Origin of the sequence: Neobacillus sp. DY30, assembly GCF_030123065.1 — a bacterium.
Taxonomy (GTDB): Bacteria; Bacillota; Bacilli; order Bacillales; family Cytobacillaceae; genus Neobacillus.
Window position 1 is genome coordinate 4507901 of the sequence record NZ_CP126093.1, and the last position, 17798, is coordinate 4525698.

24 protein-coding genes, 1 pseudogene and 1 riboswitch are annotated in these 17798 nt (G+C 36.2%); of the genes and pseudogenes, 7 read left to right on the forward strand and 18 right to left on the reverse strand.

Features of this window, described 5'->3' with window-relative positions; translation table 11 throughout:
- Position 1 precedes the first annotated feature (1 nt).
- Positions 2-90, reverse strand: a riboswitch (glycine riboswitch).
- Positions 91-246: 156 nt separating this feature from the next.
- Complete coding sequence (locus QNH29_RS22250; RefSeq protein WP_283861485.1) at positions 247-1935, forward strand: DEAD/DEAH box helicase; 1689 nt, start codon at positions 247-249, stop codon at positions 1933-1935.
- Entirely contained in the window at positions 1913-2704 is a 792-nt protein-coding gene (locus QNH29_RS22255; RefSeq protein WP_283861486.1) for a YqhG family protein, read from the forward strand. The genes QNH29_RS22250 and QNH29_RS22255 overlap by 23 nt, the downstream gene beginning before the upstream one ends.
- Positions 2705-2736: 32 nt before the next feature.
- On the opposite strand, the gene QNH29_RS22260 is transcribed toward QNH29_RS22255, so the two are convergent.
- From QNH29_RS22260 to QNH29_RS22295, 8 genes and pseudogenes are all read right to left on the reverse strand, one after another.
- The gene (locus QNH29_RS22260; RefSeq protein WP_283861487.1) at positions 2737-2925 is read right to left on the reverse strand and encodes a YqzE family protein; all 189 of its coding nucleotides are present in this window, start codon (positions 2923-2925) and stop codon (positions 2737-2739) included.
- Between the two features lie 68 nt (positions 2926-2993).
- Positions 2994-3377 carry a competence type IV pilus minor pilin ComGG gene (gene comGG / locus QNH29_RS22265; protein ID WP_283861488.1) on the reverse strand — a complete coding sequence of 128 codons (384 nt, stop codon included), beginning with the start codon at positions 3375-3377 and terminating at the stop codon, positions 2994-2996.
- Positions 3374-3850: a competence type IV pilus minor pilin ComGF gene (gene comGF / locus QNH29_RS22270; protein ID WP_283861489.1), complete on the reverse strand. Its 477-nt coding sequence runs from the start codon at positions 3848-3850 to the stop codon at positions 3374-3376. Before comGF ends, comGG begins: the two co-directional genes overlap by 4 nt.
- The gene (locus tag QNH29_RS22275) at positions 3798-4136 is read right to left on the reverse strand and encodes a hypothetical protein (protein ID WP_283861490.1); all 339 of its coding nucleotides are present in this window, start codon (positions 4134-4136) and stop codon (positions 3798-3800) included. The genes comGF and QNH29_RS22275 overlap by 53 nt, the downstream gene beginning before the upstream one ends.
- On the reverse strand, positions 4120-4554 hold the full coding sequence (comGD, locus tag QNH29_RS22280) for a competence type IV pilus minor pilin ComGD (protein ID WP_283861491.1): 435 nt from the start codon (positions 4552-4554) through the stop codon (positions 4120-4122). Before comGD ends, QNH29_RS22275 begins: the two co-directional genes overlap by 17 nt.
- A complete protein-coding gene (gene comGC, locus QNH29_RS22285; RefSeq protein ID WP_283865716.1) occupies positions 4555-4863 on the reverse strand; it encodes a competence type IV pilus major pilin ComGC in 309 nt (102 codons plus the stop codon). It abuts the gene before it with no gap.
- 49 nt (positions 4864-4912) lie between these two features.
- Entirely contained in the window at positions 4913-5944 is a 1032-nt protein-coding gene (gene comGB, locus QNH29_RS22290; RefSeq protein WP_283861492.1) for a competence type IV pilus assembly protein ComGB, read from the reverse strand.
- Positions 5931-6659: pseudogene (locus QNH29_RS22295) on the reverse strand (ATPase, T2SS/T4P/T4SS family); the annotation flags it as partial. The pseudogene QNH29_RS22295 and the gene comGB, both read right to left, overlap by 14 nt.
- Positions 6660-6712: 53 nt before the next feature.
- Between QNH29_RS22295 and QNH29_RS22300 the strand changes: the two are divergent.
- Entirely contained in the window at positions 6713-8179 is a 1467-nt protein-coding gene (locus QNH29_RS22300) for a recombinase family protein (protein WP_283861493.1), read from the forward strand.
- Between the two features lie 518 nt (positions 8180-8697).
- On the opposite strand, the gene QNH29_RS22305 is transcribed toward QNH29_RS22300, so the two are convergent.
- The 6 genes from QNH29_RS22305 to QNH29_RS22330 form a co-directional block, all read right to left on the reverse strand.
- Positions 8698-8886, reverse strand: coding sequence for a hypothetical protein (locus QNH29_RS22305; protein WP_283861494.1), 189 nt, complete (start codon positions 8884-8886; stop codon positions 8698-8700).
- Positions 8887-8905: 19 nt separating this feature from the next.
- Positions 8906-9406, reverse strand: coding sequence for a DUF2321 domain-containing protein (locus QNH29_RS22310; protein WP_283861495.1), 501 nt, complete (start codon positions 9404-9406; stop codon positions 8906-8908).
- 93 nt (positions 9407-9499) lie between these two features.
- Positions 9500-9694, reverse strand: coding sequence for a hypothetical protein (locus QNH29_RS22315; protein WP_283861496.1), 195 nt, complete (start codon positions 9692-9694; stop codon positions 9500-9502).
- Entirely contained in the window at positions 9678-9863 is a 186-nt protein-coding gene (locus tag QNH29_RS22320) for a hypothetical protein (RefSeq protein ID WP_283861497.1), read from the reverse strand. Before QNH29_RS22320 ends, QNH29_RS22315 begins: the two co-directional genes overlap by 17 nt.
- Positions 9864-9931: 68 nt before the next feature.
- Positions 9932-10192 (reverse strand): hypothetical protein, encoded by a 261-nt coding sequence (locus tag QNH29_RS22325; RefSeq protein ID WP_283861498.1) that lies wholly within the window; start codon positions 10190-10192, stop codon positions 9932-9934.
- A gap of 14 nt (positions 10193-10206) precedes the next feature.
- Complete coding sequence (locus tag QNH29_RS22330; protein WP_283861499.1) at positions 10207-10452, reverse strand: hypothetical protein; 246 nt, start codon at positions 10450-10452, stop codon at positions 10207-10209.
- A gap of 505 nt (positions 10453-10957) precedes the next feature.
- Between QNH29_RS22330 and QNH29_RS22335 the strand changes: the two genes are divergently transcribed.
- Entirely contained in the window at positions 10958-11830 is an 873-nt protein-coding gene (locus tag QNH29_RS22335) for a hypothetical protein (protein ID WP_283861500.1), read from the forward strand.
- A gap of 597 nt (positions 11831-12427) precedes the next feature.
- On the opposite strand, the gene QNH29_RS22340 is transcribed toward QNH29_RS22335, so the two are convergent.
- Positions 12428-13000, reverse strand: coding sequence for an ATPase, T2SS/T4P/T4SS family (locus QNH29_RS22340; protein ID WP_283861501.1), 573 nt, complete (start codon positions 12998-13000; stop codon positions 12428-12430).
- Positions 13001-13196: 196 nt separating this feature from the next.
- Between QNH29_RS22340 and QNH29_RS22345 the strand changes: the two genes are divergently transcribed.
- Positions 13197-13892, forward strand: coding sequence for a helix-turn-helix transcriptional regulator (locus QNH29_RS22345; RefSeq protein WP_283861502.1), 696 nt, complete (start codon positions 13197-13199; stop codon positions 13890-13892).
- An 80-nt stretch (positions 13893-13972) separates the two neighbouring features.
- Positions 13973-14221 (forward strand): DUF2626 domain-containing protein, encoded by a 249-nt coding sequence (locus QNH29_RS22350; RefSeq protein ID WP_283861503.1) that lies wholly within the window; start codon positions 13973-13975, stop codon positions 14219-14221.
- A 46-nt stretch (positions 14222-14267) separates the two neighbouring features.
- On the opposite strand, the gene QNH29_RS22355 is transcribed toward QNH29_RS22350, so the two are convergent.
- Together QNH29_RS22355 and QNH29_RS22360 are read right to left on the reverse strand one after the other, a co-directional pair.
- Positions 14268-15359, reverse strand: coding sequence for a class I SAM-dependent methyltransferase (locus tag QNH29_RS22355; RefSeq protein ID WP_283861504.1), 1092 nt, complete (start codon positions 15357-15359; stop codon positions 14268-14270).
- 208 nt (positions 15360-15567) lie between these two features.
- Positions 15568-16203 carry an MBL fold metallo-hydrolase gene (locus QNH29_RS22360; protein ID WP_283861505.1) on the reverse strand — a complete coding sequence of 212 codons (636 nt, stop codon included), beginning with the start codon at positions 16201-16203 and terminating at the stop codon, positions 15568-15570.
- Positions 16204-16398: 195 nt separating this feature from the next.
- On the opposite strand from QNH29_RS22360, the gene QNH29_RS22365 reads away from it, so the two are divergent.
- Complete coding sequence (locus QNH29_RS22365; RefSeq protein WP_283861506.1) at positions 16399-16575, forward strand: DUF2759 domain-containing protein; 177 nt, start codon at positions 16399-16401, stop codon at positions 16573-16575.
- Positions 16576-16613: 38 nt separating this feature from the next.
- Here the strand turns inward: QNH29_RS22365 and QNH29_RS22370 are convergent, their stop codons facing one another.
- The gene (locus QNH29_RS22370) at positions 16614-17756 is read right to left on the reverse strand and encodes a YqgU-like beta propeller domain-containing protein (protein WP_283861507.1); all 1143 of its coding nucleotides are present in this window, start codon (positions 17754-17756) and stop codon (positions 16614-16616) included.
- Positions 17757-17798: the final 42 nt, after the last annotated feature.

The following is a 17798-nucleotide window of genomic DNA, read 5'->3' on the forward strand; positions in this document are numbered from 1 at the left end:
GCGTCAAACAAGAGTTCTTTTGCCTGAGAGATTCACACATTGTGCTTGCTCCTTCGGCGCTACATTTGTAGTCTCTCCCCTTGTCATCATCCGCATTATAATATTTTCACATTCGGGTCATACTAAAATATACATCTGAAAAAAATTTATTTTATTGAAATAGTTAAAACATTCAAATCTATTACCATCCTACCATTAAAGCATAAGGTGAGCAATAAATTTTTGTGCATTAAGGAGCTGAAAAACATGACTGTTGAAATAGAATTTGATTCCTCCTGGCAGGATGAATTTTTACATAGAATTGAGAACGACGGACCATGGGGAAATTGGGATCTTTTCAAACTGGCAGTTGGCGTTGAAAAACACCTGATTATTCCGGAATTTGAAGGCTTACAAGCACCTAACCATTTACCTAATTTAACACCGCTTCCACACCAGCTCGAAACGGCAAAACAAGTAATAGAGAATATGAATGGAAAGGCCATTCTTGCAGATGAAGTGGGGCTTGGAAAAACAATAGAGGCAGGTCTTATTTTAAAAGAATACATGATTCGTGGACTCGTTAAAAAAGTTCTCATTCTTGTCCCAGCTTCTTTAGTAACTCAATGGGCTTATGAATTGAACAGTAAGTTTTTTATACCTGCTGTTTCTCAAAAGAAAAGCTATGTTTGGGAACAATGTGATGTTGTGGTTTCTTCAATCGATACAGCAAAACGGGATCCGCACCGAGATATTATCTATAAACAGGACTACGATTTAATCATTATTGATGAAGCACATAAACTAAAGAATAATAAGACAAAAAACTATGAATTTGTTCAAAATCTAAAGAAGAAGTTCTGTCTGCTTCTAACTGCTACACCGATACAAAATCGAATCGGGGAAATTTTCAACCTCGTATCCTTATTAAAACCTGGACATTTAGGCAGTGAAACAGCATTCTTTGAAAAGTACAAACGAGACTCGCGCTCCTTAAATGATAATGAGCATTTAAAAGAGCTGGTCAATAAGGTAATGATTCGTAACCGGCGTGCAGATACGGGTATTGAATGGACTAAAAGACATGTGGAAACCATTCCAATTGAATTTACACCACAAGAAAAAGAATTGTACCAAGCTATCACTGATTTAAAAAGCGAAGGTGATTGGGTTCAAACCAGTGCATTTTCCGTTATGACCTTACAGAGGGAAGCTTGCAGCAGCAGAGAGGCAGTTTTCTATACCCTTAAAAACATGCTGCAGAAAAAAGAAAACCCAACGAAAGAATTTGAGGAACAGATTCAAAATTTAATCTCAAAAGTGGAAGCCGTTTCAACCAACTCAAAGGCAGAAAAGGCTTTGGAGTTGATTCAGAAAATAAATGATAAGGTGATTATTTTTACTGAATACAGAGCAACACAAATGTATCTGCAGTGGTATTTAAAGCAAAACGGGATATCATCCGTGCCATTCCGCGGGGGCTTTAAACGAGGTAAAAAAGACTGGATGCGTGAGCTCTTTCAAAAGCATGCACAGGTGCTCATCGCGACTGAAGCTGGCGGCGAGGGAATTAACCTTCAATTCTGTAATCATATTATTAATTTCGATTTACCGTGGAATCCTATGAGATTGGAGCAAAGAATTGGGAGGATCCATCGTCTTGGTCAGGAAAAGGACGTTATGATCTATAATTTTGCAATCCAGAACACAGTGGAAGAACATATATTAAAACTTCTATATGAAAAAATTGAACTATTTGAAAAGGTAATAGGTGACTTAGACGATATTTTAACGAAGTTGGACTTTGGAAATATTGAAGATCATTTAATTGATATATTCGGACAATCTTGCTCCGAGGGTGAAATGAGAATTAAGATGGAAAATCTTACATCAATGATTGATTTGGCTAAAGATATGCAGAAGGAGGATTCACATGCAGCAGCTGGAAATTCATAACTTTCTTATACGCTATTTTCAGGCAAATGAATGTGAAATAACAGAAAATGGCCCAGGCTACTTAACTGTTCAATTAACAATTGAGCTTGATAAGGAATTAATGAATCGTCCTTTTTATTGGCATTATTTAGAAAAAACCGGCGGGATAGCTAATCCAATGAAACTTACTTTTATTACCAACCCACAGATCGCACCGGAACATATTAAGGGAGAAACAGTTCATTTTGGTTCTCCTCGTTTGCACCAAATTTTTCAATCAACCAAAAAGCTGGCCAGCTACATCAGGCTTTATGAGAATCACCGTAATGGCCAACAACAAACTCCATTAATGCCTTGGCTTTGTATGAATGTTAAAATTTCGTATCAATGCGACCGTAAGCGGGACATTTATAAATCAATCGGTCTGCAGCTCATTAATGGACAAATGATTGAGGATTTTCATGAAAGACTACAGAATGTTCAATTGACACCGAAAATACCGGATTATTCGTTTACACTTTCACCACTTGTTAAGCCAAAAAGCGGAATGTCCCGTATCGAAAACTATTTGAAAGCTGTGATTAATGAAGATGATCATGCTTGGGCAGAGGATGCCCGGAAACGCTGGGAGCAAGATTTACGTCTTTTGGATCATTTTTATGAGGATGCAGAAGAAGAAAATGAAAGTTATGAAACGGAGAAAAAGGCATTACAAGACCAATATGAACCTAAAATAAACATTTCATTTATTAATGGAGGATTATTTTATTTAACTGATAATGCTGTATAAAAGAGTAAAGAAGCAGGCTTATGCCTGCTCCTTTACTCTTTTCTTCTTCTGTTCTTAATTTCAATATAAAATATATAGGGAAGAATCCCGAACCAACGATACCAAAAGGACGCTCTTGTTTGTTTACGTTCCTCGCGGAGCCGTTTTCGTTCATCTTTCGGCTGGTCCGCATATTTAACAAGAGTTTGAGTCATATATTTTACATAATCATTCGTTTTCATGGACTCACCTGCCTTTATTCTTCACTAAAAGTATGTCCATGTTTTAATTTTTCAAACAACTTTCCTACTTAATAAATTTCAGTCCACTTTATCATTTTATTTGAAGAGATATCGAAAAAGCCGCGTCCTACTATCGTTACACCTGTATGCATTCTCAGAGTGAAGTTGATTTTTTGAATAGTTCCAACTGGAAGTTCCGCTTGAAATTCCATGCTGCCGTTTAAATAAGAAAAAGTACCTTTGGGTGGAATGACACCACCTGATTTCATGATTTCTTCTACTTTTTTAACCGATGAATGAAAATAATACTCCTCTTGCAAAATTAGGTTTGTTTCATAAGCAAGCTTCCTTTCGGTTAACAGTTGTTCTACACGAAAAGAGAAAAGTAAAAGAAATAGGATTAGCACAGCTAATGTTAATGGGTATGTAAATCCCAGTTCATTATTCTTCATCCGTTTGGAAACCATTGAATATAAGGAAACACCATTACAATATATTCTTTTCCCCAGACATCTTTTACCTTAATCTTCACGGAATTATTTATCCTGGTAAAAGTAACGGATAATACATTTTGCAGCAACGTCTCATGCCCCAAGGAATTCACACGCCTTCTTATGTTACTCCCATATTTCTCGTAGGTAATCGTCTCATTATTATTCGTTAACACCAATCTCCCTGATACCACCTCGGCTTTTGAGCTTATTCGAATTTCTTTTTTAATTTGGCTGCAAAATACATCCCACTCCATCTCCTGAAGCCTTACACTCGAATCTTTGTTGTATAAAACGATTTGAAGAATAGGAATCATGAAAAATACAATGGTTATAAAAATTGAAAAGGCAAAAAGCACTTCAATTAGTGTAAAGGCGTTTTCATTCTGGCACTTTACAAATCTCTGTTTTGGGAAGGAAGGACGTTTCAACAACGGTTACACACACCACCTTCCCTCTATAGCCTGACGAATAATTCCAATTAACCTTATATTCAGTTCCATTATGAAATATAGAATAATTCGAATTTGTTCTATCCTCTGTTAAATTTGCTTGGAGTTCTTCAAATAAAAACTGTTCAGCCATTTTATCCCTAATATGCTGTTGAGGTTGTTTGAATAAATCCATTAATAATGGCATAAAAAACATGCCCATCATAAACCATGCAGAAAGTGATAATAAGAGTTCTAGTAAAAAAAATCCATCACTCTTCCGTAACATAAAACCGTCCCTTTCCAATCAAAAGAGTTAATCGGTAATCCTTTTGTTGTGTCCGAATAAATAATGTGCCGAATCTGTCTACATTCCCATTTGGATTGAATTTGAAGATTAATTGAATCGACCCTTGGGTAACACGAATGGTTGAAGAATGATTTCTCTCCACCAACGAAATACTGCTTGTACCAATTTTGTACTTGTGCTCATGTTCATAGAAGACAACTTTCACTTCCATCTGATTGGCAATAGCGTATTGTTGACCATAATATAAATCTGCTTTTAATTGGGATATAAAGGCCTTATCAGAAGTTGAATAGTATTGAGGCTTTATGCTAAAGACTGTTATCGAGGAGATGATTAGAAAGATGGAGAGAACTATCAACGATTCAATTAGTGTAAATCCCCTTTGATTGTAAAGCATTTACGTTGTTGGTACTGCGGTTACTTTTCCTTCTGAGTCAATTTTCACATTCTTCGTTCCATTTGGACAACCCGTATCTTCGGCAAGATATCCATCTGATAGTAGATTTTCCATTGTTGGCACCTTATTTTTTTCCATAATATATGACTGCACTTGTGCTTGTACCATTTTCACAAAAGCCTCACAGCCTTTGTTGTTTATATTGGTATTATGTCTGGCCACGTTTGGAATTGTAACAATTAATAAAACAGAGATCACCAGCATAACAATCATCATTTCTACGAGTGTAAAACCTTTTTCATTTTTCATCATTATTCTTTCCTCCATTTTAGTATATTTTTTTTCGTGTTTTGGCTGTCTATATTCCATCTAATAATTGGAACATAGGAAGTAGTATTGCCAGGTACATAGATACAACGAGAAACCCAATAAAAAGATAGAGAACAGGCTGTATCATCTTTAAACTCTTTTCGATTCTTTCTTCCATGTTCACCACACAATGCTGGCTAAAAAGTAGTAATTCTTGTTCCAATTTTCCATTTTCTTGTCCATGTTTTATGATCATTGGGAATTCTCGTTCAAAGAACGGAAAGGAAGATAAAATAGACTCCAGTTTCTCACCAGTTAACAGCTTCTGCTTAATGTCCGAGCCCAGCCTGCTATAAAATGGCTGACTATTATTCTTTTCAAATAAAAGTAAGGCTTCTAACACGGAGATTCCACCTGCTAGAAGGAAGCTGAGTTGGACTGCAAAATAATGGGTAAACAATAATCGAAGAATTCTTCCTGCTATTGGTATTTTTACGAGCTGTGAGCGCTGCTGCAGGACGGAGGTTTTTCGAAATACAAAAACATAATAAATTGCTCCTAATGCCAGCAATGTAAGAAATACAAGCATTACGAATGGAAAGTATTCATCAAAGGAATAAAGTACTTTCATAAAGAAATTTGCTTCAAGACCCATAGAGGAAAAGATACCTGTAAATTTAGGCAGCAATGATTGTTGCACAAACAAAAACAAAATGCCTGTAATAGAGAAAAGCAATGCCGGGTACTGCAGTAGTTTTAATAACTTATTCCTATCTTTCTCCTTTACTAATGCCAGATTACTTCCTTCCAAGAGAGCTTCTGCAAAGCTGCCATGCTGTTCCGCAAAATATACGTAACCAATTAAGTCTTTGTGAAACCTTAATTTATCTAGAACATCGTGAAAAGACACCCCATTTCTCAAATCAATTAAACATTGATAAAGCTCCTCCTTTCGATTCTTAGGTAAATGCAAAGATAAGCTTTCAATTGCTTCTGCAATTGGATATCCCCGGGCCAATAATTCTCCAATCCGTTTTAATAAGAGAGCCTGCTCATTAATAGACCATTTAGTGCGCTTCATGCTCGTACACCAAGCGTTCATATTCGGACTCTTTAATATACCCAAGTGCAATCCCTTTTTTGATTACTTCCCTTACGGTCGTGTACCGTGAAATAATATTTTCTCCTCTGGCTTCTTTCATTGCAGCATTAAGGTTTCTCCCTGATAGCAGTTCAAAAACACTCGCTCTTTTCCATCTTCCATAGGAATAACAAAAGGGTGAACATTCTCCTTTACAATAGGGACATGTTAACTCTACTAATCGCTGTGCAGTTACGGCAATTAAAGTCTGTTCTACCTCTAACCAATTTACACCAAACTCACGGAGACGATATACAGCCCCCTTTGCGTCCCTGGTATGCATTGTGGAGAGTACTAAATGCCCCGTCAACGCTGCTCGCACTGCAATTTTCGCTGTTTCCGCGTCACGGATCTCCCCCACCATAATAATGTCGGGATCATGACGAAGAATCGCCTTTAAACCTGCCGCGTATGTCACACCCGCTTTTTCATTCACTTGTATTTGTAAAACAGAATCGTAGTTTTTTTCGATGGGGTCTTCAAGTGTAATCACATTTCGATGGAAAAGATGTGCGGTTTCATTTAAAAGGGAGTATAAAGTGGTTGTTTTGCCTGAGCCAGTTGGACCTGAGTTTAGGGATAACTTCGTCTTATAATCAAAACACATTAAATTTCTAATAAGTTTTTTCGTCCACCCGCTTAACATTTGAATTCTTCACAATATAATACGTGGCGTAGGCGGAAATACAAAAGAGGTGTGTTTTTATTATGAGAGAAATCAAGCACGTTGCAATTTACTTACGATTATCACGAGATGAAGAAAACAGAGGCATTGATGAAATGTTGGCAAGTCACAGGCACACATTAACCGAACTTTGCAAACAAAATAAATGGTCGTTTGAAACCTTTGAAGAAATCGCCTCGAGCAAAACGATTGAAAAACGTCAGAAAATGGTCGAATTGCTTGAACGAATTAAAGATTATCATTATGACGCTGTAGTTGTGATGGACATAGACCGTCTATCAAGAAATGAATATGATTCTTCCGATATTAAAAAAGAATTGTTTATGTCTGGCACCTTTATTGTTACGCCTACAAAAACATATGACCCTTCAAAAGATGAAGATTCATTACTGCTGGGGATACAATCACTCGTGGCATCCCAAGAATACAAACAAATTCTTAAACGTATGCAACGAGGCAAACGATATGCCAGTACACTCGGTCATTGGGTGAACGGTATTCCTCCATTGGGATATGATAAAAATCCAAAAACCAAAAAATTAGAACCGAATGATAAGGCGGAGCATGTACGATTCATATTTAATGCAATCGTCAATGGCAAGACCGTTTCAGACGTGTATCACGAACTTAATGGTATGGGTATTAAAACAAGGAGCGGTCGTAAGTTTCATTTCAATGCTATTGAGAGAATTGTAAACAATTACGCCTACAAAGGTACAATCGTTAATAATCGAATAATTGGACACCATGACGGTGAGCGCCCAAAGAATGAATGGATAATTGTTGAAAATGTTCACCCAGCCATCATTGACGAAGAAATTTGGGAAAAAGCAAATACGATTGTAAACACATATCGGTTTTCTGCACCGAGGAGCAAAAACAAAATATACCCTACGACAAAATTGATATTTTGTGGCAACTGCGGAAAAGTTCAAGGGGCACAATATCACCCACATATTGATAAATATTATTTGAAAATCTGTGGCAATTGTAAAAATCGTGCTTTTCTATATGAACCGATACTAAAGCAAATCAAGGAATGGATAGGAGATAAACGACAGGAAATTCTAGATTCGATTGTAGACGTAGGCGAAAACGATAATAGCAAAGAAATAGAATACAAGAAAAAGCAATTGGAAAAAGAAATCCGCAAAGTTACACAGGCGCTCGATAATATCGAAATCTTATTTGAGGAATCGGAAATCTCCCTTCAGCAATATCGTGAACGTAAAGCAAAACGAATGGAACAACTGGAACAATTAAACCTCGAATTAGCAAAGGTTGAATCGGAATCGCCACAAGACAAATTATCCGATTTATCGGAAATACTAAAGCGTGTTGATTATCTGCTCGGGAAATGGGTATGCCTCGATGGCGAAGGATTGACCGATGAGGAGGTAAACCGAAGTTTGCATTATATTATTGACCGAATTACATGGACATACGGAAAACAGGATTCTGAACCGAAATTAGAAATCAAATGGAAATAATCAGCCAAAAGGGTCTTGCGTTTCGTGAGACCCTTTTATTTTTATATTTTCATAGCAACTCTTGACAATCCCATTTATGCAAAAAGTGAATATGGTATTAGAACATAACTGCGTAAAATATAATCTATATGCAGTTATGTAATATTGAGATGTGAAAGGACCAACGTTTCTAAATTACGAAAAATTATCAATCATACATTCTTTTATACATTGTTGATTCTAATGGGTTTTTGATAATTTCCGCATAATATTTCCTGATATTGATTGCATAAAAAATTTACCGTTATTTTTATTAACGGTAAACAGCATACGAACATTCATTCGTTGAATATTAATATTCAAAAATGAAAGTGTAGTGTAACACTGTTATACTGTTCTAATACACTAATCCCCGCCCGTACCGAAGAAAAAACACATGAAGAAAGAGAGGACCATGTAGGCATCTGTTGGCACACATGTCACCTATTGGGATTTTTTGGACAAAATAAAAGCATTCCCAAAAGAATGCCTTTAAATCATTACAATGCGTCTTTAACTATTTTAACTAAATCTTCCAGTTTTAATGTTGACCGATAATCTTTAAGCATTTCATCTGATTTTTTAATATGTACATACACTCCATTTTTTGTATCGGCACCAACATAAACATCTGGTTTAGCAATAATCGCACTGACAATTTGCGCTACAGCCACATCTTTGTTTTCCATGATATTCACCTCTCAATTCTTATTGACCCCATATTGCTTTTTTAACGGATTCGCTTACAACATCAACCAATATATCTTTAAAACCTGTAGCAATCTCAGGACCTGTCTTACTTAATATTCGTTTAAATCGTGATTGTGCTACAACTGTTCTAGGTCCGTCTTTGACTAAATCATCAAGCGACATTTTTAGTTGTTCCTGCTCCTCAGGGGTTAATTCGTCAAGTAATTCTGTCAATTCCTTTGCTGCATTCAATTTTTCCGCAATCCATGGGTGTGGTTTACCACAGTGATGGCAATAACTTGGGGGATTCCATCTGCCAACCACCGTAACACCAGGTGTGTGCAACTTTCCTTGAATATTTCCGCCACAATCCGTACATTTGGAAATAATGTCTAATCCACACACACTACAAAATTTTTGATTCGGTTTTGGATGTCTAATGGAAGTAGAATTGAATACATGACCGTTTAAACAAACCTGAGCAGTATCATACCAACTTTCTCCACTGCTATAACGCATATTTTCACCTCCCACTACCAATATTCGACATATGGGACTAATTTCCTGCCAATAAAAAAAGGATATAAACAAATGTTCATATCCATTAGTCTGCTATTCTTTTTTCTGCCATTCATGAATTGCTTCCGCACGTTTTTCTGCTTTTTCTTTGATATATGGAATCCATTTTTCAATTTCAGGGTCTTTTGGCAAGGCATGATAGAACACCATAACTGGCATTGAAAACAATAGGATTATCGCACATATCCCAAGCAGTATCGTTTTTACACATTCATATAATCGTTTCATGCTTTTTCTTCTCTAGCATTTTCAAATCTTCAAGCAGCTCGGGAGTTTCTTCAAAAATATAAATTTGATACCCTTCCTTTTGCTTGTTCCGTTTAGTGTGCAAGAAATTATGATGTAGTCGTACCAGTTCAACGAAAATACGTTTCTTGTAAATGACTTTTTCTTTCATTCGATTCCCTCCCCGTGTGGCATGATCGGTTGCTCCGCAACCGAACATGCCCTATTTATATTCAAAATTCAATCGAAATCAGTTGTTCCCCATTTTAAATCAGCAATTTCCTCGGCCATTTCTGTCTTCATTAATTCAAAAATTTTCGGTAAAAGTGCATATGCTTCTTCTTCCTCGATGACTTTTAAAACATGGTCTACGTCATTATACAATCCCACATCAAATTGCAGCCGCATTGACTCCATCGCTAACCATTCGTCTTGTTTTTCTGGATTAAAAAACAATTCATTCAAAATCCTAATACCAGTTCTCGTCATATCAGCACTCATGTAATCCACTCCTGTTAAACAAACTCTAACCACAGTTCTAATTGTTTCACTGCTTCTTCATTAATTGTCTTCATCGGTTCAAGCAGTATTTCACCTCGCTGCCGCTTTATCTCCTTTGCTAAAAGCGGAATATCTTCAAGCAAACCAAAATCAATAAGGTTCTTTAATGTGTTCATACGAAAGTATTCATTTTCAATGGTGTTAATCTCGAAGTGCTCAACTAACATTTCAACCATAATATCCAACGGATATTCTTTCATGTAATCATCTCCCATAATTAACTGTTACATCAACATTATCGTTGACTACAAAATTGCTGACAATATATTTCCAACTTCGGAAAATTGCGAGATTAAACGTGTTTAGTATCAATTCTACATAGGGTCTATGTAATCCTATTAAAAATTAAATATCGTTAAATGCTGATATGATTCCTTGGGTTTGGTGATTGAAATTTTTAAAGGTTATATCAATAAAAAACACACAAACAACCGCAACTGAGCGTAGCGAAGTTAAGGGAGCAAGCAAGTTGCTTGCGACCCATGCCTGAGCGAGTGCCGAGCGAAGTGCCTGCCAGGGGCTTGTCCGTTGTTCATATAATCAAAATATATTAATTTCCTTTTTATGCCATTACCTACGTTTCGGATTTTTCACAATACAATAGATATTATCAAACCGATTAGTGCTGAGTGTGATTACCACTTTATTACTATAATCATATAAGTTGAGCAGTTCAGTCAGCACTAAAAACATATGGAGGATAATATGATACAAGAATACATTGCTGTTGAACTATGTGAACAATTGTTTGGTGGCATTAAAGAAGCAACCTTTAGGCGGAACAAGGAATATTATTTAGGCGAACTTGAAAAAGAACATAATGTACGCTTTGGGAAACGTGGCAGACATATCACATACATCCTTGACCCTAAGGAACAAACGGAACAACAAAAAGCAGATACGGAGTTTTTTGAAATCCTTGGGTGTGACATTGGTGGGAAAAATATCGAACTAATGAAATTCATACTTAAATCCATCATTGAGCAGAAAATTGTACCTGTACAGGACGAAATTGCTTTACAAGCAAACCGCCTCGGATTATGGGGAACGGATTCTCGGGGGACTGTGAAAAACTACATGGCATTCTTGAAGGATAACGGAATCATAGTTGAACCAATGGAAATTCCAATATGGATTGAGAATCCGATAATAAATCGTGATGGCAAGGAAATATGGATTAAACGGAAGTGTGACCCTGATACTGGGGAAATCTTGCCAACGTTTCACAAACGGATTGTTAAACATTATTATTTTGATTGTGTGAAAAACGAAGCAGGTAAAGTAATCCGCAGGGAACGTGTATCAGATACAACCGCAAGAGCAATCGAAATGGCATTCAACAACCTGTGGACTGAAGCGGAACAACGGGAATTATTATCACTGTACGCATTAGGATACACTGCCATGGAAATGAAGAAAGAACGTAGCAAAGTACAAGCAAGAATCATTCGTGAGATTGGCAGAGAGTTTGGAATGTGTGATTGCATACGGAAGGAAGAACCGATAATCAATCCAACAATCAAACGACAACTGAATGATTACTTTAATCAACAGGATAACGGTGCTTGGGTTCAGTAGGTGTGCCTTAATTTGGGTACACCTTTTCTATTTTGAATCAACAGTGATACGAGCAAATGGGTTCAGTGATGTGCTATTTTTACCCCCCTAGGTCTATTTTTAAAAAGACCTCTAGTTCGCAGGACCAAGTCAAGGTAGCCTCTCGAAAATCAAAAATCCCCATTATTCAGATTTTTCGGATTGAATAAACGCTTCAAAATATCATCAAAAATATTCGTGTTTTCACACATAGAAATCATAGGCAAACCTCACTGTTAATGGTTTCCTATTCCCGTAATTCCCTAAAAGTCATTTTTCAGCAATATGTAATTGAAGATGGTTTTCAACTGTAAAATGGTGATTTTATTATGTATTACTACGGAATCAATGGTCTGCCATACAGACCCTAAGTGATGGAAATTATTTCATATGATTTATTTTCTCGGTCTGCTTAACAATCGAAATAACCTTAATATAATAACTTTGAGGTGAGGCGAGATGGAGAAAATAGCACAAATAAAGGTCGTTGAAATCAACAAACCAACGATTGAAGCAATAAAAAAATATGCGGAATATATCGTTAAAATTGCGGTTCAGAAATGAATCGCTATTATTTTTTTATTGGTTATCCCTAATTTCCCTACTAGTTGGACCAGTAAAAATAATTAAGCCATGCGCATGTTTTAGGAGAGCAAGTAATTTTCTGGTCATACCAGGAAAAAGTGAGAGTTGATGAAAGGGAATCTGTTCTTGCTGGGGCAAAAGTCTAATCACGAGACTTTCTCGGTTGTTAGAAGGAAGAGTTGAAAGTCTAAGACCCATTAGTTTTCCGTCCACCTCACAAAAAATAGCACCACTTTGAGGTCGTCTCCGCTCTCCGATATCCATATTTGCTGTAAATTTAAAATGTGAAATTAATCTGTCGCATTCATCTTTTGGAAGTGACAACCGGGGAATAAGTTTGTTTGTTAAGCGGATTTGAATGAGTGTGTCTTTTTTCCTGGGAACAATGTGTATATCTGTTGCTTGGTTTCTAGCTGCATCTGTTATAATCCTATTTGCTAGTATTTCGATAGCACTTACAATAAATAACACCACCTTTTCTTTTGTCTCTGTTCTTATTCGACACCTTTCAAGCTTTTCCTCTATAAACCTTCTTTTTTGAAAAATATTTTTGTTATTTTGATACATAAAACTACCGAAAAACAACTCTTGACAAACAACCTGTATAGGTATTGTTTAATCTTTGTATAACACAAGTTATCTAACCATTTGGTAATTGTGAACATTTTCTAAACATATAGTGTTAACATTGTTAACCTCATTCCCATGTTTAAATAGCTGTATTATAATTGGGTTAAATTATGGGGGTTCGAGGTGAACAGAGATGGAACAAACATTAAAGATAACAAATGTTTTATCAGATCCAACCAGGTACTACATCTATCAATACATTACGAAACGTCATCAAGAAGTAACAGTACAAGAGGTTGCAGAGAATTTTAATATCCATCCGAACGTTGCAAGATTACACTTATCTAAGCTTGAGGATGTTAACATGTTAGCATCAGAAACTAAAAAGACCGGTAAAGGCGGCAGACCAAGCAGGTTATACCGTTTATCAGAAGATGTCATTCAATTGCACTTTCCATTTCGAGATTATATGCTGCTTTCCAAAGTAGCTATCTCTACTATGCTGACACTGGGTGAAGCTGGTAAACAAGCTCTATATTTAACTGGGAAACGGTTTGGTACGGAAGTCATTGAACAAGAAATAGCCAAAAGATCTTTTGGGGAAGAAATAGATTTTGATGAAAAGTTAACAATATTAAAAAGTGCGGCAACATTAGCTGGGTTTTATCCGGAATTTGAAGCTAATGGTGATCATACTAAAATCTACTTCCAAATCTACAATTGTCCTTTTAAAGAGGTAGCAGAGGAACATGAAAGTGTTTGTGCTATGCACCATGAATTTCTAAAAGGAATGTTTGAAGCTTTATTTGAATCAGTGCAGTTAATTGAGAAGGAAAATATTATCTCAGGTTGTGAAACTTGCTCTTACCAAGCACTCGTTACAAACTAATTTGAAACTTTATTTACTTTTGAACTCCTTTTCTTTATAATATTGCATGATGGTACCGTAGGGGAAAAGGAGGGATACATATGGATCGCATGTTCAGAGTTTTGGGTTTCTGGACGGGTATTTTTACTGTGATGTTCTATCTAGGAGATATGGATAAAACCGCAATGCTATTCCTAGCCCAAACTGGATTTTTTGTTTTGTTAAGCTATCTTAAACTTTCGGAACGTATGTATATGTATGTTTTCGGAGCGTATTTGACCGTATTCTTCGCAGGCTTCACTTATTGGACGACATTTATGATGCCGCTTGGTGGACTTGGAGGACATTAAGAAGTTAATCAACAAATAAAAAGCACCGGAGTTCTTCCGGTGTTTTTTATTTTTCTTCTGCAAAAAGATTCGTATCCTGCATGCCTTTTTGTTGAATGATCAGATGAAAAAAAGAACTTATTCCAGATGGCATAATTAAACTCCTGATCGCACGGTTTCGTTTGCTGACCTCTGAAAAAGGATTGGGGTCGTAATGATCCTTTAATTCCTTTAAAATTTCTGCTTTTAATAAAAACTCATCCTGCCGCAGCTTTGAATGAAATTCCAACTCAACTTCTTTCCCCTTTTTAATTAGCCAATCAAAATGGATGTGTGTCGTAATATCCATTTCCCCAGGATGCTCCAAGACATCATCAATCATTTGATGCTGATAATAACCTCTTAAACTTCCCTTTGTTCTTGAAGGATGTTTCCATTCTTCATTGGTATACCCATAATCCGCGGTCAGTACAATTCCCTTCTTTAACACCTTGGAGATATCTTGTATCATCTTTTCCATTGACAAAGGCACTTCTATACGCTGTTTCTCTTTAAGATCCAGCATACTTTCTTCTAAGAAGGAGATGATAGATGGATTGGATAATAAAACTTTCTCTTCGTGTAAGGTTTCATTTTTTATGCCTACCATAACCTCGTATAATTTACCGTTCTCTTTCTCAATGACATGGACCGGCAAAGCGTCAAATAATTCATTGGAAAAAACCATCCCATTAAAACTCCCTAGTTCACACAGGTTGTTTACCTGGATTACATTATGGTGAGAAGGAATGACTTCGTTTTGTAATTTCAAATGATAGGGACTGCTTTCTACAATCATGTACTGGATTGGGGTCCCGATTGAACTCTCCCATTCCTTTAAAAAAGCGTAAGCGAAACGTCCATTCCCAGCACCAATCTCACAAAAATTTGGTTCAAGATTATGCTCCTTACAAACACTTGCAAACCATTTAGCGGTAATTCGACCATAAATATCGGAAATATTACTTGTAGTGATAAAATCCCCTTGTCTGCCAATTTTCTGTTTTGCTTTCATATAGTAACCATATTCAGGATGGTAGAGGACTGCTTCTATGTATTCTGCATAAGAAATTAAATTCGCTGGCGAGTTTGAAATTAAACTCTTTAAGTAAGTAATCATAAAAACTCCTTTAACTGTAACTGAATTTACACCATTGACATAGTGAAAACTTTATTATATTGTAAGCTTAGTAGCTTAACGATATCCCCTCCCAGTTTTTTTATAATGAAAAGAACATCCCAGAAAAACCCTCCTCCATACGAGAAGGGTTTTTCTTATGTATACTATAATTTCTAATTCCAGTGCTTAGGGACTCCCGCTTTTGATATTAGAACCCATTTAAGAATGGATTGCTATCCATTTCTTCCCCTATTGTTGTTATTGGTCCATGACCTGATAAAACGGTAGTTTCTTCTGGTAAAAACAAAAGCTTTTCATGAATACTCTTCATTAGGAGTTTATGGTTACCACCTGGCAGGTCTGTTCTGCCAATGCTATTTTTAAATAACGCGTCCCCTGAAACGACAAATCCTTCTTTCTCAAAGTAATACGACACACTGCCAGGAGAATGGCCAGGAGTCTCATAGATAGAAAACGTGAAATTACCAATGGTTACCGATTCCTCTTTTTTGAGGATGTAGTCAGCTTTCTTCATTTTCATTAACTCTTGCATTTGAAAAAACTTTGAACCATTTAAAGCTGGATCTATCAGCCAATCTTCTTCCTCTTCATGAATATAAACCGGAATTTTATAATAGTCTCTTATTTCATCAACAGCGCCGATATGGTCGAAATGTGCATGTGTTAAAAATATTGCTATTGGATTTAATTCTCTCTTTGATAGCCATTTGATCAGCTTTTTCCCTTCACTCCCTGGATCAAAAATTAAACAGGTTTTGTCAGGACTTTCCACGACGTAACAATTTGTTTGTAATACTCCTAACGGGATTTGGGACCATTTCATTTCTTACATACCTCCAACTATTTTTACATTACTATTATTTTACACTATATAAGCTGTATTGCTAACTTTTTAGCCCTCGACAAATGATTAAAAAGAATATAAAATAAGAAACGAATGTATATAATATTCTTACATAACTCTTAGCATTGTGTTGGGCTGGGAACCAAGTATTATCTAATAAAGGGGGCTTTATTAATGGGATTAGTTATAATTTTTGTTTTAGTAGCATTACTTGCCGCTTATGGTGCATTCACTGCCCTAAAAAATAAAAATTTATTAGGAGCATTTTTTGCAATAGGCACATTGGCTGTTTTTGGCTGGTTTGCAATTATGACCGTTATTGAAAGTGGTTTTCCTACTGGTACACACTAAATTGAAAAATTGAAAGACTGCCAACCGGCAGTCTTTTTTTATTTTACTACAAGCTTTCTTAATTCTTTTGTTTTTAAATCAATGATTACTTCGAATCGATTACCATACAGTACAGCGTTACCCGAAGGGGACAACAGTATTGGTTCATTTTTTAGGTTATCCAATATGACTTTACTGTTGCCGTTATTCATATCAAAGCTTACAAGCTCAAACCCTTCCCTGTAAGCATCCGCCTCTGCGCTTTTAAGCGGCTTAAGGGTAATAAATTCTCTCTTCCCTGCATTTAAGTCATTGTATGGAACCAACCATCCAGAAAACATGGATAAATGAGGTATCGAAAACGAATTTAGTTCCTTTTTATTCTTATCATAAAAACTATAAGAAGCTTGCAACTGTTCTTCATCCTTAATGGAAACAGTCATTAAAATGTCATTATAAGTTGCGAATTGAAGGACATTATTAGCTATTTCCTCCTCCGTGTCAGTACTTAAATTTTTTGAAATAAGTGGTGCAACAAGAGAAGGGCTGTCTTCATTCCAGTTTAAATAGGCAACCTCTTCATTTCCTATCCATTTAATAAATGGCTGCGGAAGTGTGAGTTCCGTTGTTCTTCTTTGTTCTATGTCTAAGAGCAGCATTTGAAATGTCCAATCTTCATTAAAGGATGAGATTAGAATTTGAGACTCGTTAAATGGGTTCCATTCGAAGGCTAATTCATAGGATGGAATCGATTGTGTATAGATGACTGAGCCCTCAGAAGATAGGATGGTAACTTGTCCTTCATACGTAGAAGGAGATGATTGAATAAGTATATTCTTTTTTGATGGACTTGCCTGTATACCGACAATAGGAACTTCACTCTTATAAAGTAATTCACTATTGCCTGTTAGAAGATTATAAAGATACACAGACGAAGATTGTTCTAGATTTGTAATATAAAGTAAATGATGGTCAGAATACCAGCCGCCTACTTTGTAAAATTCACCTTCTGGTATTTCAATTGGCAGTTTCCATGTAACTTCAGGTTGAGATGGAGGGTCATTTTGCTTGTCATGATCTTCAGAAGGACCGGGCTTCGCATCTTCTTGATGGGCACAAGCACTAAAAATGGAGGCAACAACGAGCAAACATAAGATTTGAAACATATTTTTTATGATTATATTACATTTATTAAGGCTCATCTTCCCCCTCCCTCCAATTTTCATCCTATTAATTAGTACGTT

Bases quoted from the DNA above. Each gene is read 5' to 3' on its own strand.
- QNH29_RS22250 (WP_283861485.1), top strand. From the start codon at position 247: ATGACTGTTGAAATAGAATTTGATTCCTCCTGGCAGGATGAATTTTTA.
- QNH29_RS22255 (WP_283861486.1), top strand. From the start codon at position 1,913: ATGCAGCAGCTGGAAATTCATAACTTTCTTATACGCTATTTTCAGGCA.
- QNH29_RS22260 (WP_283861487.1), bottom strand. From the start codon at position 2,925: ATGAAAACGAATGATTATGTAAAATATATGACTCAAACTCTTGTTAAA.
- comGG (WP_283861488.1), bottom strand. From the start codon at position 3,377: ATGAAGAATAATGAACTGGGATTTACATACCCATTAACATTAGCTGTG.
- QNH29_RS22275 (WP_283861490.1), bottom strand. From the start codon at position 4,136: ATGTTACGGAAGAGTGATGGATTTTTTTTACTAGAACTCTTATTATCA.
- comGD (WP_283861491.1), bottom strand. From the start codon at position 4,554: ATGCTTTACAATCAAAGGGGATTTACACTAATTGAATCGTTGATAGTT.
- comGC (WP_283865716.1), bottom strand. From the start codon at position 4,863: ATGAAAAATGAAAAAGGTTTTACACTCGTAGAAATGATGATTGTTATG.
- comGB (WP_283861492.1), bottom strand. From the start codon at position 5,944: ATGAAGCGCACTAAATGGTCTATTAATGAGCAGGCTCTCTTATTAAAA.
- QNH29_RS22300 (WP_283861493.1), top strand. From the start codon at position 6,713: ATGAGAGAAATCAAGCACGTTGCAATTTACTTACGATTATCACGAGAT.
- QNH29_RS22305 (WP_283861494.1), bottom strand. From the start codon at position 8,886: ATGGAAAACAAAGATGTGGCTGTAGCGCAAATTGTCAGTGCGATTATT.
- QNH29_RS22310 (WP_283861495.1), bottom strand. From the start codon at position 9,406: ATGCGTTATAGCAGTGGAGAAAGTTGGTATGATACTGCTCAGGTTTGT.
- QNH29_RS22315 (WP_283861496.1), bottom strand. From the start codon at position 9,694: ATGAAACGATTATATGAATGTGTAAAAACGATACTGCTTGGGATATGT.
- QNH29_RS22320 (WP_283861497.1), bottom strand. From the start codon at position 9,863: ATGAAAGAAAAAGTCATTTACAAGAAACGTATTTTCGTTGAACTGGTA.
- QNH29_RS22325 (WP_283861498.1), bottom strand. From the start codon at position 10,192: ATGAGTGCTGATATGACGAGAACTGGTATTAGGATTTTGAATGAATTG.
- QNH29_RS22330 (WP_283861499.1), bottom strand. From the start codon at position 10,452: ATGAAAGAATATCCGTTGGATATTATGGTTGAAATGTTAGTTGAGCAC.
- QNH29_RS22335 (WP_283861500.1), top strand. From the start codon at position 10,958: ATGATACAAGAATACATTGCTGTTGAACTATGTGAACAATTGTTTGGT.
- QNH29_RS22340 (WP_283861501.1), bottom strand. From the start codon at position 13,000: ATGTATCAAAATAACAAAAATATTTTTCAAAAAAGAAGGTTTATAGAG.
- QNH29_RS22345 (WP_283861502.1), top strand. From the start codon at position 13,197: ATGGAACAAACATTAAAGATAACAAATGTTTTATCAGATCCAACCAGG.
- QNH29_RS22350 (WP_283861503.1), top strand. From the start codon at position 13,973: ATGGATCGCATGTTCAGAGTTTTGGGTTTCTGGACGGGTATTTTTACT.
- QNH29_RS22355 (WP_283861504.1), bottom strand. From the start codon at position 15,359: ATGATTACTTACTTAAAGAGTTTAATTTCAAACTCGCCAGCGAATTTA.
- QNH29_RS22360 (WP_283861505.1), bottom strand. From the start codon at position 16,203: ATGAAATGGTCCCAAATCCCGTTAGGAGTATTACAAACAAATTGTTAC.
- QNH29_RS22365 (WP_283861506.1), top strand. From the start codon at position 16,399: ATGGGATTAGTTATAATTTTTGTTTTAGTAGCATTACTTGCCGCTTAT.
- QNH29_RS22370 (WP_283861507.1), bottom strand. From the start codon at position 17,756: ATGAGCCTTAATAAATGTAATATAATCATAAAAAATATGTTTCAAATC.